Consider the following 14,560-nt stretch of genomic DNA (forward strand, 5'->3'; position numbering starts at 1 on the left):
CCGCCGAAGGGCCTCGGAGGGCGCTGACGCGACCTCCGAGGCCCTTCGGCCTGTGGAGAACCGGCGACGCGCTCGGCCCGGGGCCGACACACTGGCGGGCGTGGCGGATCCCATCCAGCTGATCAGCGCCGTCGTCCGCGACCGGGCGCGCCGAGGCGAGCTCGCCGACGACGGACCTGCCGACGCGGTCCGCGAGGAGCTGCGGCGGTACGCGGAGCACGCGGTCGCGTCGGGCGCGCCGCTGCTCGGCGACGAGCGCCAGGCGGAGCGGCTGATCGTCGCGGAGCTCACGGGTTTCGGGCCGCTGCAGCCGCTGCTCGACGACCCCGAGGTCGAGGAGATCTGGATCAACGGCCCCACGAGGGTCTTCGCCGCTCGTGGGGGCGTGGCCGAGCTGACGCCGATCGTGCTCGGCGAGCAGGAGGTGCGCGACCTCGTCGAGCGGATGCTCGTGACCAGCGGGCGGCGCGTCGACCTCTCCTCCCCGTTCGTCGACGCGTCGCTGCCCGACGGCTCGCGCCTCCACGTGGTGATCCCGGACATCACTCGGCAGCACTGGGCGGTGAACATCCGCAAGTTCTCCGATCGCGTGGTCGACCTCGACGCCCTGGTCGCGGGCGGCTCCCTGCCGGCGCACGCCGCGGAGTTCCTCCGCGCCGCGATGCTCGCCGGGATGAACGTGCTCGTGTCCGGGGCGACGCAGGCGGGCAAGACCACCCTGCTGAACGCCCTGCTCGCTGCGGGCCGGCCGTCGGATCGTGTCATCACGGTGGAGGAGACCTTCGAGCTGAGGTCGCCGGGCCGCGACGCCGTGGCGATGCAGTGCCGCCAGCCGAGCCTCGAGGGCGGCGGCGAGGTGACCCTGCGCCGGCTCATCAAGGAGGCGCTGCGGATGCGGCCCGACCGGCTCGTGGTCGGCGAGGTGCGTGAGGCGGAGGCCCTCGACCTGCTCATCGCGTTGAACTCCGGGATCCCCGGCGCGTGCAGCATCCACGCGAACTCCGCCCGGGACGCCCTGACGAAGCTCTGCACCCTGCCGCTGCTCGCGGGCCGCAACATCGACGCCGCCTTCGTCGTGCCGACGGTCGCGGCGTGCGTCGAGCTCGTGGTGCACTGCGAGCTGCTCGCCTCCGGACGACGGCGGGTCACCGAGATCCTCGCCCCGACCGGCGTCGTCACGGACGGCGGCGTGATCGAGGCGAGCCGCGTGTTCACGCTCGAGGACGGGGCGCTTCGGCCCCGCACCGGCGTGCTCCCGCGGTCGGCGAAGTTCGAGGCGGCCGGCCTCGACGTGCAGGCGCTGCTCGGACGAGCGGCGTGATCCCCGCGCTGGGGGCCCTCGGCGGCCTCGGCCTCCTGCTCGTGCTCGCCCCGCTGCTCTGGCCCGCCTCGCGCCGCATCGAGCGGCCGCGCCGTGCATCCGACCGGATCGCGGACCGCCTCGAGCGCGCGGGCGTCCGGGCGATCGCGCCGGGGATGTTCCTGCCCGTCTCCGTCCTGCTCGGCCTCGCCGCCGGCGCGCTCGCCCTCGCGGCCACCGGGCTGCCGGTCGTCGCGGCCTTGGCCACCCTCGCCGCCGCGGTCGCGCCGTGGACGGTGCTCGGCTGGCGGGCCCGCGCCCGCGTCCGGGCGGCACGAGCCCTCTGGCCGGTCGTCGTGGACGCCCTCGTCGCGTCGATCCGCGCCGGGATGCCGCTGCCCGACGCCGTCGCCGCGCTCGCCGACGAGGGGCCCGCCCCGCTCCGCTCCGGCTTCGCGCGGTTCGCCGCCCGCTGGCGCGAGACCGGCACGGCGTCCGTCGCGCTCGACGCGGCGAAGGCGCACTTCGCCGACCCGACCGCCGACCGGCTGATCGAGATCGTCCGGATGGCCCGGCAGGTGGGCGGCACGGAGCTGCCGTCCGTGCTCCGCGACCTCGCCGTGCACCTGCGCGCGGACCTCGCGCTCCGATCCGAGATGGAGGCCCGGCAGTCGTGGGTCACCGGCGCGGGCAAGCTCGGCCTCGCGGCGCCGTGGATCGTGCTCGTGCTGCTCGCCACGCGTCCCGAGGGCGCGGCGGCCTACGGCACGCCGGCGGGCGGTGTGCTCATCGCCGGCGCCGCGGTCGTCACGTTCGCCGCATACCGGGTGATGGTCGCGATCGGCAGGCTGCCGGAGGACCGGCGGTGGTTCCGGTGAGCCTCGAACCGGGCCTCGCGCTCGCGATGGCATGCGGCATCGGGATCGGGCTCGGCCTCTGGAGCATCGCGAGCCGCCTGCCAGCCTTCGCCCGGCCGCGGCTGGCGACGCGGATCGCCCCGTTCCTGCTCGACGTCTCGCCGGAGGCCCGGCGCCTGCACGAGCGCGCCCCTGCCGACCCGGTGCCCGTGCTCGGGGTGCTCGCGGTACCGCTGCTCGAGGGCTTCCAACGCGGGTTCGGCGCCGTGCTCGGCACTGAAGACCGCACCGCCGTCCGGCTCCGGCGCGCCGGCCTGGCGCGGAGCGTCGAGGCGCAGCGCCTCCGCCAGCTGGGCTGGACCGTCGCCGGGGCGGTCACCGGCGGCGGGGCCGCCGTGCTCGCGGGGCTCGCCGGATCCGCGTCGCAGCTCGCGATCGTCGCGGCGCCGATCGTCGGGGCGGGGATCGGGCTGGCCGCGTCCGACCACGCCCTCACCCGGGCCGCGCGGAAGCGAGCCGCTCGCCTCGAGAGCGAGCTGCCCACCGTTCTCGAGTTCGTCGCGCTCAGCCTCGCGGCGGGCGAGGGCGTGCACGACGCGCTGGCCCGCGTCGCACGCGTGGGCAGCGGCGTCCTCGCGGACGAGCTCGGCCGGGTCGTGGCCGAGACCCGCGTCGGGGTGCCGCTCGGGGCGGCCCTCGCCCGGCTCGGCGACGACCTCGTGCTGCCCGCGCTGACCCGCTGCCTCACCCACATCGCCGCGGCGCTGGAGCGCGGTTCGCCGCTCGCCGAGCTGCTGCGCGTGCAGGCGGCGGACGCGCGGGAGGAGGCGCGACGCGCGATGCTCGAGACCGCGGGCAGGAAGGAGGTCGCGATGCTCGTGCCGCTGGTGTTCCTGATCCTGCCGGTCACCGTCGCGTTCGCGGTCTGGCCGGGCATCGTGGTGCTGCAGACCCGCCTCTGAGCCAGCCGCCCGCGCCATCTGCAGGATCTCGGACGATCTGCGGGACCGATCGACCGGATCCCTGCGGCGGACGGCCGCGGATCCTGCGGATCGCTCGGCGGGGCTAGAGCTCCGGCGCGACCGGCTCCAGCGCGGCGCGCACCATCTCGGCCGGGCCCTCGTGCCGGCCGGCGAACTCGCGGTAGTCGACCTCGTACCCTTCCGCCTCGAGGGCGGGGACGAGGCGACGGCTGCAGCGCTCGATCGGCAGCACCGGGTCCTCGGTCCCGTGCGAGACGAAGACCGCGGGGCGTCCGGCCCTGGTCGGCGCGGCGAGGAAGCCGGGGAGAAGGCGAGGATGCGGCTGAAGAGCCGCCCGTTCGTCGTGCCGAGCGACAGCGCGTAGGACGCGCCGTCGGAGAAGCCGCCGATCACGATCCGGGCGGCGTCGACCTCGAACCGGTCGAGCACGAACGCGATCGTGCGGTCGATCTCGGCGACGTCGGGGCCGAATCCGCCGCGGCTCACGTCCCAGGTCGCGTCGCCGGACTTCGGCGCGAGCACGAGGACGCCGCGGCGTTCGGCCTCGACCTGCAGGAACGGGAGCATGCCCGCGGGGCCGCCGCCCGCGCCGTGCAGCAGGACGACCAGCGCCGCCGGATCCGCGCGCCGCCGTGGCACGAGGAGCGCGGGCCCGACGCCGGGGCTGCCGTCGAGCCAGGTGATGCCGGGCTCCAGGGCGTCGCGCGTCGGCGGTGCCGGCAGCACGGACAGCTGGCCGCGCCGCCATCCCTCGCGCAGGTCGTCGGGCACGTCGAGCGGCAGCTTCGTCACGCCGGCCACGCTAGGAACCGGGCCTGAGGCGTTCAGGAGCGGCAGCTGGCAGCGCTCCGAGGGCCGGCCATGCGCGGAGCGACATCAGTCGAAGAGTGCGCTCCAGCCGTCGAGGCGGCTGCGGCCGTGCGCCCATCCGGCGATGAGCATCGTGCGCACCCAGTCGTCGAGGCCGGCGGCGGTCACGGTGACCTCCGGCGTCGTGCCGTGCACCGACCACTCGTCGACCTCGGTCTCGGGCGAGCGCACGTCGACCTCGTAGTCGCCCTCGGTCTCCAGGTACTCGGCGAGCTCGTCCGCGATGTCCTGGTCCTGCGCCGCGAAGGCGAACTCGATCCGCACCGCGCCCGTGGCATCTCCTGCCACCGACTCCGCCGTGTCGCCGTTCATCTCCTCGAGCTCGGCGAGGTTCTCCGCCACCCAGTCCGCCGGCGCCGCACCGCGCTCCGGCTCGGGCAGCGTCTCCTCGATCGGGACCGCCACGTCGGTCTCCTTCCTCGTCGTCGACCCCCATCGTGCCCTGCCGCGCCCATGGCGAGAGAATGGGGTGTGCCAGACGCCGATGGAGCCGCGCCCTTCCGCCTCGACGTGGGCGGCGATCCCGGCACCGACCCGCTCGCCCTCGCGCGCCGCGCCGCCGAGGCGGAGGCGGAGGGCTTCGACGGGATCGGAGCGTCCGAGACCCGGCACGACCCGTTCCTGAGTCTCGCGCTCGCCGCCCGCGAGACGACGACCATCGACCTGCTCAGCACCGTGGCGGTCGCGTTCGCCCGCAACCCGATGACCGTCGCCCAGAGCGCCTACGACCTGCAGGCGATCTCCGGCGGCCGCTTCCTGCTCGGGCTCGGCTCCCAGGTGCAGCCGCACATCGAGAAGCGGTTCTCCATGCCGTGGTCGAAGCCCGCCGCCCGGATGGCCGAGTTCGTCCGCGCCGTCCGCGCGATCTGGGCGACGTGGCAGACCGGCGAGCCGCTGCGCTTCCGCGGCGAGTTCTACACGCACACCCTCATGACCCCGTTCTTCAGCCCGCCCGCGGTCCCCGAGGGGCCGCCGCCGGTCTGGATCGCCGCGGTGGGGGAGCGGATGACGGAGGTCGCCGGCGAGGTCGGTGACGGCCTGCACGCGCACAGCTTCACCACCCCGCGCTACGTCACCGAGGTGAGCGTGCCCGCGCTCGCCCGCGGCGCGGAACGCGCCGGCCGGGACGTCGCTGAGGTCGGGATCTCGCTGCCCGCCCTGATCGCCGTCGGCGACGACGACGCGGCGCTGCAGGTGGCCATCCGCGCGACGAGAGCGCAGATCGGCTTCTACGGCAGCACGCCCGCCTACTTGCCGGTGCTCGCGGCGCACGGCTGGAACGACCTGCACGAGCGGCTGCACGAGGCCTCCCGTCGCGGCGACTGGGCCGCGATGGGCGACCTCGTGTCCGACGAGGTGCTCGAGACCTTCGCGGCGATCGGATCCGCCGAGTCGGTGGCGCGGGAGCTCCGATCCCGGTACGCCGGCGTCGTGTCGCGCCTCTCGTTCAGCGCGAGCTACCCGATCGCGCCGCAGACCACCGCCGCGCTCGTCCGAGGGCTCCGCACCGGCTGACCCGGCCCGTCACTCCTCGGGCGGCGCGTTCCGGCGGCTCGCCCGCACGAGCACCACGATGCCGGCGATGATCACGACGGCCCCGATCACGCTGACGACGACCCAGAGCACCTCGGCGAGCCCGTCGGTCACGGCGAGCTGCGCGATCACGCCGACGAAGAGGATCAGCACGCCGAGCAGCGTCAGGGCGACGCCGAGGCGGGAGGGTCGGCTGGGCACCCGGTGACGCTACTCCCGGACCGTATGAGCGCCCCACCCGCGCCCGCTGCGTGCGTTCTGCAGGATCCCGCGCGGTCTGCAGGACGACGCGCCGATATCGGTCCTGCACACCGCACGCCGTCCTGCACTCCGATCATGGCCGGCGGCGCCGCCCGGGCTAGCCGCCGATGGCGAGCAGCACGCAGAGCACGGCGAGCGCGGCGGTGATGCCGCCCATGCCCCAGCGCTCGAGCGGATGCCGCCCGGCGAGGTTGCCCGCCGTGTTCAGCGCGAACAGTCCGGCGACGATCCAGACGCCGACACGGACGACGGGGCTGCCCGGCTGGGCGGCCCCGAGCATCCCGCCGTGGAGCAGGAGCAGGCCGCCGATGCCGAGCAGCACGATCGCGGTGATGGCGCTGGCGACGCGGAGCCGCTGGGGGAGGCGGCCGTCCGGTTGCGCCGACCGACCGCCGTACGCCGCGCCGGCGAGCGGGGCGCCGGCCGCCAGCGCCACCTGGAAGGCGGCGCCGAGCAGCAGCAGCACGAGGGCGACCGCCGTGAGGACCGCGACGACGGTGTGGGGCATGCCGGTTCCTTCCCTGTCGACCCTCCGGAAGGCCGGCGCGGGTGCTCCTCACCGTATCGATGGGGGAGCGGAGCCCGAGGCAGCGCGCGGCAGCGCCCGCCGCTGTCGCAGCGCGGGCCCGCATCCCACCCTTCGTGTGCGTTCTGCAGGATCCCGCGCGGTCCGCAGGACGACACATCGATATCGGTCCTGCGCACCGCTCGCCGTCCTGCAGAACGACCGAGGTCGCCCGGCGCCCTGTGGACAACTCCTGCGGGCCGGCCCCGGCGCGCGTCACACTGCGCGGGTGGCGAGGGAGGCCGACGTGAAGACACTGCTCACTGACGTGCGGACGCGGATCGACGACGAGCGGGGCGACGTGCCCGGCTGGGTGCTCGTGACGTTGATGACCGCAGGACTGGTGGTGCTGCTGTGGGGCGTCGCCGGCCCGGCGCTCACGAACCTGTTCCAGCAGGCGATCTCGAGCGTCTCCGGCATATGACCCCGTTCGGCGAGCGCGGCTCCGCCCCGGTGGAGTTCGTGCTGGTCGGGGTGCTGCTCGTCGCGCTCGTGATCGGAGTGCTGCAGGTCGCGGCCGTGCTCTTCGTCCGCAACACCGCCCTCGACGCCGCGGCGGAAGGCGCCAGGTGGGCGGCGATCGATGGCGCGCCGGCCGCGGGCGTCGCCCGCACCCGCCAGGTGCTGACGACGGCGCTCGGACCGGGCTACGCCCGCGACGTGGTGGGCGGCACGTCCGCCGAAGCCGGTATCCCCGTCGCGGTCGTCACGGTCCGCACGCCGCTCCCGGTGCTCGGCCTGCTGGGGCCCGCGGCCGCGCTCGAGGTGTCCGGTCATGCGGCGCTCGAACCCGCTCCCTGACGGCGGCGCGGAGTCCGGCTCCGCCGCGGTCGAGTTCCTCACCCTCGGGGTGCTGCTGCTCGTCCCCGTCGTCTACCTGGTGCTCGTGCTGGCGACGCTGCAGGGCGCGGCCTTCGCGGCGGAGGGTGCGGCGAGGCAGGCGGCGCGCGAGCTCGTGCTGGCGCCCACGGATGCGGACGGGCGCCGTGCGGCAGCCGCGGCCGTCGAGGTCGGGCTCGTGGACTGGCGGATCCCCGAGTCCGCAGCCGCGGTCGACGTGCGCTGCGCGCCGGACCCCGCCGACTGCCTCGTGCCGCGCGGCTCGGCGACCGTGACGGTGCGGGTCGCCGTCGCACTCCCGCTGCTGCCGCCGGCGCTTCGGCTCGGCACGCCGGGCGCCATCCCCGTCGAGGCGACGGCGGTCCAGCGCGTGTCGATGTTCGAGGTGGCGCGGTGAGACGCGGGGACGAGGGCTCGACGGTGCCGCTCATCCTCGTGTTCCTGATGATCGCCGCCGGCTTCGTCGTCGTGGCCGCGGGCGCGACCGCCCTGCACCTCGAGCGGCTGCGGCTGCTCACGATCGCGGACGGCGCGGCGCTCGCCGCGGCGGAGTCGTTCCGGGTCGCCGATGCTCGGGTCAGCGGGAGCACGGTGGTGCCCTCCCTCGGCGACGCGGACGTGCGGGCGACGGCCGCCGCCTATCTCGGTGCGGCGGACACCGCCGGGCTCAGCGACCTGCGGCTCGACGAGGCGCGCACCCCCGACGGGCGGTCCGCGCTCGTCCGGCTGACCGCCACGTGGCATCCGCCGATCGCGAGCGCGCTGCTGCCGGTCTCGGTCCCCGTCACGGTGGAATCGACCGCCGCTGCGCGCTTCCGCTGAGGGATCCGGCGACGTTCAGCCGCTTCAGGTGATCCGCGCCGCCCGGGATGCTGGTTGCGTCGCTCCATGGACGCTGTGGAGCGAGCGTGAGCGCGAACGGACGCGCCGTGCTGAAGCCGGACGCACCTGCTGAGGCCGCCGAGGACGGCCCGGCCGGGAGCGAGACGCCCTCCCTGCTGCAGGTGCTGCGTCGGCCGCTCGCCGATGCCGCGTCGGTGGAGTCGGTCGGCCTCGTGGCCGGCGCAATCGTCTTCGTCGTCGGGGGCGTCACGACGTTCCTGATCGCGGACGGCCGCGACCTCCCCATCTCCGGGCCGGGCTCCGTCGGTGAGATCGTCGCGATCGGCGGCGCGATCGTCGCCGCCGTGGTCCTGGTGGCCGTCGCCCTGCTGCTCCGCAGGCGCGAGGCCCGGCTCCACGGCACGGTCCGGCCAGGGCGGCTGCGGCTCCATCCGTTGGACGCGATCGCCCTCGCGGTCGCGCACGCGATCATCGCCCTGCTCGCCTGGACGGCGATCGCGGCCGTCGTCGAGCTGTCCTTCATCGACGCCGTGGTCTTCCCGTTCTCGGCGGCCCTGCTCGCCGGCGTGGCGATGGCGGTGACCGCCTACGCCGCCTTCCTGTCCGCGGCGCACCTCAGCGCGACGTCGCTGTCGCTGGTGCTCGCCGTCTTCCTGGTCGTCGGGATGTTCGCGAGCATGCTCACCGCATCCGATCCGCACTGGTGGCAGAAGAACCTCAGCTCGCTCGGGATCACCGGAGACGTCTCCGCGCTCGCGTTCAACCTCACCCTGATCATCGCGGGCGTGATCGTCTCGGCGATCGCGCATGCGGCGACCGTCGCGCTGCCCGACGGGACCCGGGCCGAGCGCCGGGGCAGGGCGTCGGTGCGCACGTCGCTCGTCCTGATCGGCGTCTTCCTGGCGTGCGTGGGCATCTTCAAGGCGGACGTGTTCTTCTGGGTCCACACGCTCGTCGCGGTCGGCATGCTCGTCGTCTTCGCCGTGCTGGTGGTGCGGCTGCCGCGGACCATCCCGGCGATGCCGCGCGTGTTCCGGCTCCTCGGCGACGTCTTCCTCGGCGTGATCGCGTTCCTCGCCGTGCTCTACGTGACCGGCTACTACAACCTCACCGCGGTCGAGCTGGTGTCGGCCATCCTGATCTTCAGCTGGATCATCCTCTTCCTGCGGAACACCGGTGCCATCACGTCGGCTCCGGTGCAGGATGTCGTCGAGGGCTCGTCCGTGCCGGCGACCGGGGTCGCGTGAGCACGGCGGGGTGATCCGGTCGGTTCAGCCCTGCGGTCCCATGACGAGCAGGCTCGAGGTCGCCGTCGCGTAGACGGTGCCCGCCTCGTCGGTGAGCACCCCTTCGGCGAACGCGACCCGGCGCCCGCGCTTCACCACGGTGCCGGTCGCCGTCACGGGACCGACCGACGGCAGCAGCGGGCGCAGGTAGCTCACCGAGAGGTCGATGGAGGTGTAGCCGGTGCCGGCGGGCAGCGTCGTGTGCACGGCGCAGCCGACCGCCGTGTCGAGCATCGTGCAGGCGAGTCCGCCGTGGACCACGCCGAGCGGGTTGAAGAACGCCTCCCGGGGGTCGCAGCCGACGGTGATCCGGCCGTCCTCGACGTCGCTGAAGCGCATGCCGAACACCCGCGCGATCGGTGGCGCCGGTAGGCGGCCATCGCTCATCCGGCGGAGGTACTCGATGCCGGGGAGGTCCGCGAAGCGAGGCAGCGCCTCCGCGGGATCGGTCCATTCGACGACCAGGCGGCGATCCGTGTCCACACGACGACGCTAGCCGACCCGCGCCACACTTCGCGAAATGTTGCAACCGACAGGCCTCGGTTCCTGCGGCACCCGAAGTGGGAGCGGGTGTGCGGGCCGAGGCTGACCTAGGGTCGGCTCGTGCCGGGGGGCGAGGAACGAGGGGGACGGCTGCGCGCTCGGACCCTGGGGATCGCGCTCACCTTCGCCCTCCTCACGCTCGGCGCCCCGGTCGCCGCCGGGGCCGACGAGCTCCCGGCACCGGTCACGGTCGCTCCGGCCGACAGCCCGTCGCCGGACCCGGCACCCACGGTGGGCGAGCCGGCGCCGCTGCCGTCCGCGCAGGACCCGGCGCCCGCGACCGACCCGCCGACGGGCGACCCGAGCCCGACCGGCCCGCCGTCGGGTCCGGCGGCGTCGCCGACGCCTGAGCCCTCCATGATTCCGACCGAGACGCCCTCGCCTGCGCCCACCGCCTCCGCGACCCCGCCGCCGCCCGCACCGCTGCCGCTCGCGATCACCCTGCCCGCCGATCCCGTGCTCACGCTGCCGAACGGCGACGGATTCCGGGACGCCCTCACGGTGACCGCGACCGCGCCGATCGCCGCTCCGATCACGATCACGGCCGTCCGCCTCGGAAGGACGATCACCGTCGCGAGGTCCGTCTCGACCACCCCCGACCATGGCGGGTGGTCGGCCAGGGTGCGGGTCCCGCTCGGATCCCTCGCCGCGGGCTCCTGGACGCTGCATGTCGCGCAGACCGGCCGGAACGTCGCGGCGGCGCACGTCCTTCGGGTGGGCTCCGGAGCCGTCCGGACCCTCTCGGTCACCCTGGATCGGTCGGCGTACTTCCCCAAGAGTCCCGGCGCGCCCTCGCGGGTCGGCGTGACGGTGCGGGCCGCCGACGAGACCGGCGCGGCCCTGCCGATCGCCGGCACGCTCACCGCCTCCGCCGGCCGCGCCTCCCGGACCGCGACGATCAGCCGCGTCGCTCGGGGCGCCGGGCGCGTGTCCGTCAGCGGGTTCCCGGACGGCACCGGGGTGGTGTCGGTCCGCGTCACCGGTCCGTCGGGCGCGTCGCGCACGGCCACCCGGTCGATCCACCTGGAGCCGACGCTGATCCGCAAGGTCACCGCCGCGCGCTCGTGGCCGACCGTGCAGCCCGTGATCGACGACCAGCTCGACACGGTGACCGTCTCGGCGAGTGCGACGACGAGCTCCGGCGTCGTCGTGCCGGTGCACGGGGACATCCGGATCAGCCGCGGCGGCAGGGTCGTACGCACCTGGTCCCTGACCTCCTCGGCGATGCGACACGGGGTCTGGGACGGTCGCGTCAAGGGCCTGATCGTCGCCGGCACCTACACCGTCACCGTGCGCGAGCGCGGCCCCGACGGCGGCACCGTGACCGCCGCGACCACCGTCTCGGTCAGCACGGCCCACCTGCCCTACCGCATCCGCGTCCTCGCGCAGCTTCGAAGCGGCAACGAGCAGGGCCTCGCGATCGGGCGGATCGGCGGCGCGACCCGCGTCTTCGCGGGCGTCGACGTCGGCGGCGGCAAGGCGCGGATCGACGAGTACGACCTCTCGGGGAAGCACATCGCCTCCTCAGCACCCCTGTCGCTCGGGCACGCCGCCGAGATCGCCGTGGGCGCGAAGGACGGCCTGCTCTACGTCGCGAACGGCAGCGCGGCGGCCCCGACGAGCATCGGGGTCGTCGACCCGATCGGATGGCGCCTCGTGCGGACGATCGACGCGGCGGCCCTCGGCGTGAACGGCATGATCGCCACCGACCCGACGCGGGGGTTCGTCGTCTTCGCGAACCTGCCCGGTGCGCCGTACACGGTGACGCCGATGGCCGCCGACGGGACCTTCGGTGCATCCGTGCCGATCCCCGATCCGGGTGGCGTGCCACAGGGGATCGAGGTCGTCGGCCACCAGTGGTGGATCTACACGAGTCTCGCGGGTGGCGGGAACCGGATCACGAAGGTCGACCCGGCGACGGGCCACAGCCTCGGGACGATCGAGCTGGCGATGCCCGGCGAGGGGGAGGGCGAGGCCATCGATGCCGCTACCGGTCGCGTCTACGTCGGCTGCCACGGCCCGAACCGCTTCGGCGTGCTCGAACGGGTGGTCGTCCGCTAGGCCGCCCGCGTCCTCGGGATGTAGCGGGGCACCCACCTCAGGATGAGCCCGGCGCCCACGAGCCCGACCAGGCCCATCACGCCGGCGGCCGCCGCCACCGAGGCGACGGCGGTGACGCCCGCCACGACGAGGGGCGCCGCCGCGTTGCCGGCATCTCCCGTGAATCGGTAGGCGCCGAGGAACGGCGCAGGATCGTGCCGGGGCGCGAGGTCGGCGCCGAAGGTCATCAGGATGCCGCTGCCGATGCCGTTCGCGACGGCGAGGAACATCGTGATGGCGACGAACCAGGCGACCGCCGAGTGGAGCCCGGCCGTCGCGAACAGCGCGAGGTGGCCGATCGCGAGCCCGATCATCGAGGGCAGGGCGCTCCACAGGCGGCCGAAGCGGTCCATGATCTGGCCGCTCGAGAAGAACAGGGCGAAGTCGATGGCGCCGGCGACGCCGATCACGAGCGCGATCGTCGGCTCGGGCAGGTGCAGGCTCACCCCGATGAGCGGCACGATCACCTGCCGGCTCGCCCGCAGGCCACCGATCAGGGCGGCGTTGGTCCCCATCCGGGTGAGGACGCCGCGATGCTCCACGAGGGTGCGGAACAGTCCGACGCGATCGGGCGGTGCCGGTTCCCCGACGGCGTCGACCTGGGGGCGCGCGGCGGCCGCCCGGATCGCCGACATCCGTCGGGCGGCGAGGACCTCGGTCGGGTCCGGCAGCGCGAGCAGCACCGCGCCCGCGGCGAAGCAGGCGATCGCGTCGATCCAGAACGCCGCCTGCGTGCTGCCGGCCAGCCCGATCACGGCCGCGGCGATGAAGGGGCCGACGAAGTAGCCGGCCCGGAACATCCCGCCGAGCAGCGACAGCGCCCGCGCCCGGTAGGCGAGCGGCACGAAGGAGGTCATGAAGGCCTGACGGGCGAGCGCGAACGACGCCGTCGCGATGCCGACGAGCAGCACGCCGATGGCGAGCACGAACGGGTTCGGCGACAGCAGCGCGACGACGAGGCCGAGCAGCGCCGCGGTGGCCGACCACAGCATCGCGTTCCGCTCGCCGATGCGGGCGACGATCCATCCGCTCGGCAGGTCGCCGATCAGCTGGCCGAGGGTGATGCACGCCGCGATCAGGCCGGCGAGGGCCAGCGAGGCGCCGAGGTGCACGGCGGCGACGGGGATGATCGGGATGATCGCGCCCTCGCCGGTCGCGAACAGCAGCGACGGCAGGTAGACCGGCAGTGCGACGGATCCGAGCCGGAAGGATTCGGTCGTCGTCATCGCCTTCGAGCCTACGCCGCGGCGGATGCGGCCCCGGCGGGGTGCGCCCGGCGCCAATAGACTGGCGGCACTCATGGTGCAACTCGATTACGCCGCCCGGCTCGCCTCGCTCAAGAGCACCCTCGACGACGTGCTGTCCGTCGTGGACCTGGACTCGCTGAAGGCTCGGATCGCGACGCTCAGCGAGCAGGCCGGGGTGCCCGACCTGTGGGACGACCCGGAGGCCGCGCAGAAGGTGACGAGCGCGCTCAGCCACGCGCAGTCGGAGCTCGCGAGGATCACCGCGGTGCAGCGGCGGCTCGACGACCTCGAGGTGCTCGTCGAGCTCGTCAACGCGGAGGAGGACGAGGGCCAGGCGGCCGAGACCGCCGCGGAGGCCGAGTCCGAGCTCGCCGGCGTGCAGGCGACCATCGACGAGCTCGAGGTCCAGACCCTGCTGAACGGCGAGTACGACCCGCGACCAGCGGTCGTCACGATCCGGGCCGGCGCCGGCGGCGTGGACGCGGCCGACTTCGCGGAGATGCTGCTGCGCATGTACCTGCGGTGGGCCGAGCAGCACAAGTATTCCGTCACGGTCATGGACACCTCCTACGCGGAGGAGGCGGGCATCAAGTCCGCCACCATCGAGGTCGACGCCCCCTACGCGTTCGGCACGCTCTCGGTCGAGGCGGGCACCCACCGGCTCGTCCGGATGAGCCCGTTCAACTCCGCCGGCAAGCGGCAGACGAGCTTCGCCGCCGTCGAGGTCATCCCGCTGCTCGAGGAGTCGAGCGTCATCGAGGTGCCGGAGAGCGACATCCGCGTCGACGTCTTCCGTTCGAGCGGCCCCGGCGGCCAGAGCGTCAACACCACCGACTCCGCTGTGCGCATCACCCACCTCCCGACGGGGATCGTCGTCTCGATGCAGAACGAGAAGAGCCAGATCCAGAACCGCGCCGCCGCCCTGCGGGTGCTGCAGTCCCGGCTGCTCATCCAGAAGCGCGAGGAGGAGGCCGCGAAGAAGAAGGAGCTGGCCGGCACCATCACCGCGAGCTGGGGCGACCAGATCCGCTCCTACGTGCTCGCTCCCTATCAGATGGTCAAGGATCTCCGGAGCGAGTACGAGGTGAACAACCCGTCCGCCGTGTTCGACGGCGACCTGGACGGCTTCCTCTCCGCCGGCATCCGCTGGCGGAAGCGAGCGGTGGACTGATCAGGGGCTTTCCCGCCGTCACCACCCCGTCTCGCGTGCTCGGCCGGTCCGTCGGTCTCGCCGCTCCGACACGCCGAGGAGTAGGCTTCCCGCCACCTCTCACACGTCCCCGATCCGGCCAGCCTGCGCGGAGCCCCCGCCGGATGTGCCTAGGCTGCCAG

17 protein-coding genes and 1 pseudogene are annotated in these 14,560 nt (G+C 74.3%); 11 read left to right on the plus strand and 7 right to left on the minus strand.

Annotated elements, in window-relative coordinates:
* The first annotated feature begins 100 nt into the window (after window positions 1-100).
* From VIG76_RS14020 to VIG76_RS14030, 3 genes are read left to right on the plus strand one after another with little or no spacing between them, the layout of a single operon-like run.
* Window positions 101-1,321 carry a TadA family conjugal transfer-associated ATPase gene (locus VIG76_RS14020; RefSeq protein ID WP_331955217.1) on the plus strand — a complete coding sequence of 407 codons (1,221 nt, stop codon included), beginning with the start codon at window positions 101-103 and terminating at the stop codon, window positions 1,319-1,321.
* The gene (locus VIG76_RS14025; protein WP_331955219.1) at window positions 1,318-2,178 is read left to right on the plus strand and encodes a type II secretion system F family protein; all 861 of its coding nucleotides are present in this window, start codon (window positions 1,318-1,320) and stop codon (window positions 2,176-2,178) included. The genes VIG76_RS14020 and VIG76_RS14025 overlap by 4 nt, the downstream gene beginning before the upstream one ends.
* Entirely contained in the window at window positions 2,166-3,119 is a 954-nt protein-coding gene (locus VIG76_RS14030; protein WP_331955222.1) for a type II secretion system F family protein, read from the plus strand. The genes VIG76_RS14025 and VIG76_RS14030 overlap by 13 nt, the downstream gene beginning before the upstream one ends.
* Window positions 3,120-3,222: 103 nt before the next feature.
* Here the strand turns inward: VIG76_RS14030 and VIG76_RS14035 are convergent, their stop codons facing one another.
* From VIG76_RS14035 to VIG76_RS14040, 3 genes and pseudogenes are all read right to left on the minus strand, one after another.
* Entirely contained in the window at window positions 3,223-3,372 is a 150-nt protein-coding gene (locus tag VIG76_RS14035; protein ID WP_331955224.1) for an alpha/beta hydrolase, read from the minus strand.
* A gap of 38 nt (window positions 3,373-3,410) precedes the next feature.
* A pseudogene (locus VIG76_RS15225) lies at window positions 3,411-3,707 on the minus strand (alpha/beta hydrolase); the annotation flags it as partial.
* A gap of 309 nt (window positions 3,708-4,016) precedes the next feature.
* Window positions 4,017-4,415 carry a ribonuclease E inhibitor RraB gene (locus VIG76_RS14040; RefSeq protein WP_331955226.1) on the minus strand — a complete coding sequence of 133 codons (399 nt, stop codon included), beginning with the start codon at window positions 4,413-4,415 and terminating at the stop codon, window positions 4,017-4,019.
* A gap of 66 nt (window positions 4,416-4,481) precedes the next feature.
* Between VIG76_RS14040 and VIG76_RS14045 the strand changes: the two genes are divergently transcribed.
* Window positions 4,482-5,525, plus strand: a complete 1,044-nt coding sequence (locus VIG76_RS14045; RefSeq protein WP_331955228.1) for a TIGR03617 family F420-dependent LLM class oxidoreductase — start codon at window positions 4,482-4,484, stop codon at window positions 5,523-5,525.
* 9 nt (window positions 5,526-5,534) lie between these two features.
* Here the strand turns inward: VIG76_RS14045 and VIG76_RS14050 are convergent, their stop codons facing one another.
* Together VIG76_RS14050 and VIG76_RS14055 are read right to left on the minus strand one after the other, a co-directional pair.
* Window positions 5,535-5,744, minus strand: a complete 210-nt coding sequence (locus VIG76_RS14050) for a hypothetical protein (protein ID WP_331955230.1) — start codon at window positions 5,742-5,744, stop codon at window positions 5,535-5,537.
* Between the two features lie 157 nt (window positions 5,745-5,901).
* On the minus strand, window positions 5,902-6,312 hold the full coding sequence (locus tag VIG76_RS14055; RefSeq protein WP_331955232.1) for a hypothetical protein: 411 nt from the start codon (window positions 6,310-6,312) through the stop codon (window positions 5,902-5,904).
* A 286-nt stretch (window positions 6,313-6,598) separates the two neighbouring features.
* Between VIG76_RS14055 and VIG76_RS14060 the strand changes: the two genes are divergently transcribed.
* The 5 genes from VIG76_RS14060 (at window position 6,599) to VIG76_RS14080 (ending at window position 9,299) form a co-directional block, all read left to right on the plus strand.
* Window positions 6,599-6,793 (plus strand): hypothetical protein, encoded by a 195-nt coding sequence (locus VIG76_RS14060; RefSeq protein WP_331955234.1) that lies wholly within the window; start codon window positions 6,599-6,601, stop codon window positions 6,791-6,793.
* A complete protein-coding gene (locus VIG76_RS14065; protein WP_331955236.1) occupies window positions 6,790-7,170 on the plus strand; it encodes a TadE/TadG family type IV pilus assembly protein in 381 nt (126 codons plus the stop codon). The genes VIG76_RS14060 and VIG76_RS14065 overlap by 4 nt, the downstream gene beginning before the upstream one ends.
* Window positions 7,145-7,606: a hypothetical protein gene (locus VIG76_RS14070; protein WP_331955238.1), complete on the plus strand. Its 462-nt coding sequence runs from the start codon at window positions 7,145-7,147 to the stop codon at window positions 7,604-7,606. Before VIG76_RS14065 ends, VIG76_RS14070 begins: the two co-directional genes overlap by 26 nt.
* Window positions 7,603-8,031 carry a pilus assembly protein TadG-related protein gene (locus tag VIG76_RS14075; protein WP_331955240.1) on the plus strand — a complete coding sequence of 143 codons (429 nt, stop codon included), beginning with the start codon at window positions 7,603-7,605 and terminating at the stop codon, window positions 8,029-8,031. Before VIG76_RS14070 ends, VIG76_RS14075 begins: the two co-directional genes overlap by 4 nt.
* An 86-nt stretch (window positions 8,032-8,117) precedes the next feature.
* A complete protein-coding gene (locus VIG76_RS14080; RefSeq protein ID WP_331955242.1) occupies window positions 8,118-9,299 on the plus strand; it encodes a DUF998 domain-containing protein in 1,182 nt (393 codons plus the stop codon).
* 24 nt (window positions 9,300-9,323) lie between these two features.
* Here the strand turns inward: VIG76_RS14080 and VIG76_RS14085 are convergent, their stop codons facing one another.
* On the minus strand, window positions 9,324-9,821 hold the full coding sequence (locus tag VIG76_RS14085) for a PaaI family thioesterase (RefSeq protein WP_331955244.1): 498 nt from the start codon (window positions 9,819-9,821) through the stop codon (window positions 9,324-9,326).
* 120 nt (window positions 9,822-9,941) lie between these two features.
* On the opposite strand from VIG76_RS14085, the gene VIG76_RS14090 reads away from it, so the two are divergent.
* Window positions 9,942-11,942, plus strand: a complete 2,001-nt coding sequence (locus VIG76_RS14090) for a hypothetical protein (RefSeq protein ID WP_331955246.1) — start codon at window positions 9,942-9,944, stop codon at window positions 11,940-11,942.
* On the opposite strand, the gene VIG76_RS14095 is transcribed toward VIG76_RS14090, so the two are convergent.
* Window positions 11,939-13,207 (minus strand): MFS transporter, encoded by a 1,269-nt coding sequence (locus VIG76_RS14095; RefSeq protein ID WP_331955248.1) that lies wholly within the window; start codon window positions 13,205-13,207, stop codon window positions 11,939-11,941. The two genes, VIG76_RS14090 and VIG76_RS14095, sit on opposite strands and share 4 nt — an antisense overlap.
* Window positions 13,208-13,280: 73 nt before the next feature.
* Here VIG76_RS14095 and prfB point away from each other — a divergent pair, with 73 nt between their 5' ends.
* Window positions 13,281-14,399 carry a peptide chain release factor 2 gene (gene prfB / locus VIG76_RS14100; RefSeq protein WP_331955250.1) on the plus strand — a complete coding sequence of 373 codons (1,119 nt, stop codon included), beginning with the start codon at window positions 13,281-13,283 and terminating at the stop codon, window positions 14,397-14,399.
* Window positions 14,400-14,560 lie beyond the last annotated feature (161 nt).

Origin of the sequence: Amnibacterium sp. (genome assembly GCF_036559085.1) — a bacterium.
Lineage (GTDB): Bacteria > Actinomycetota > Actinomycetes > Actinomycetales > Microbacteriaceae > Amnibacterium.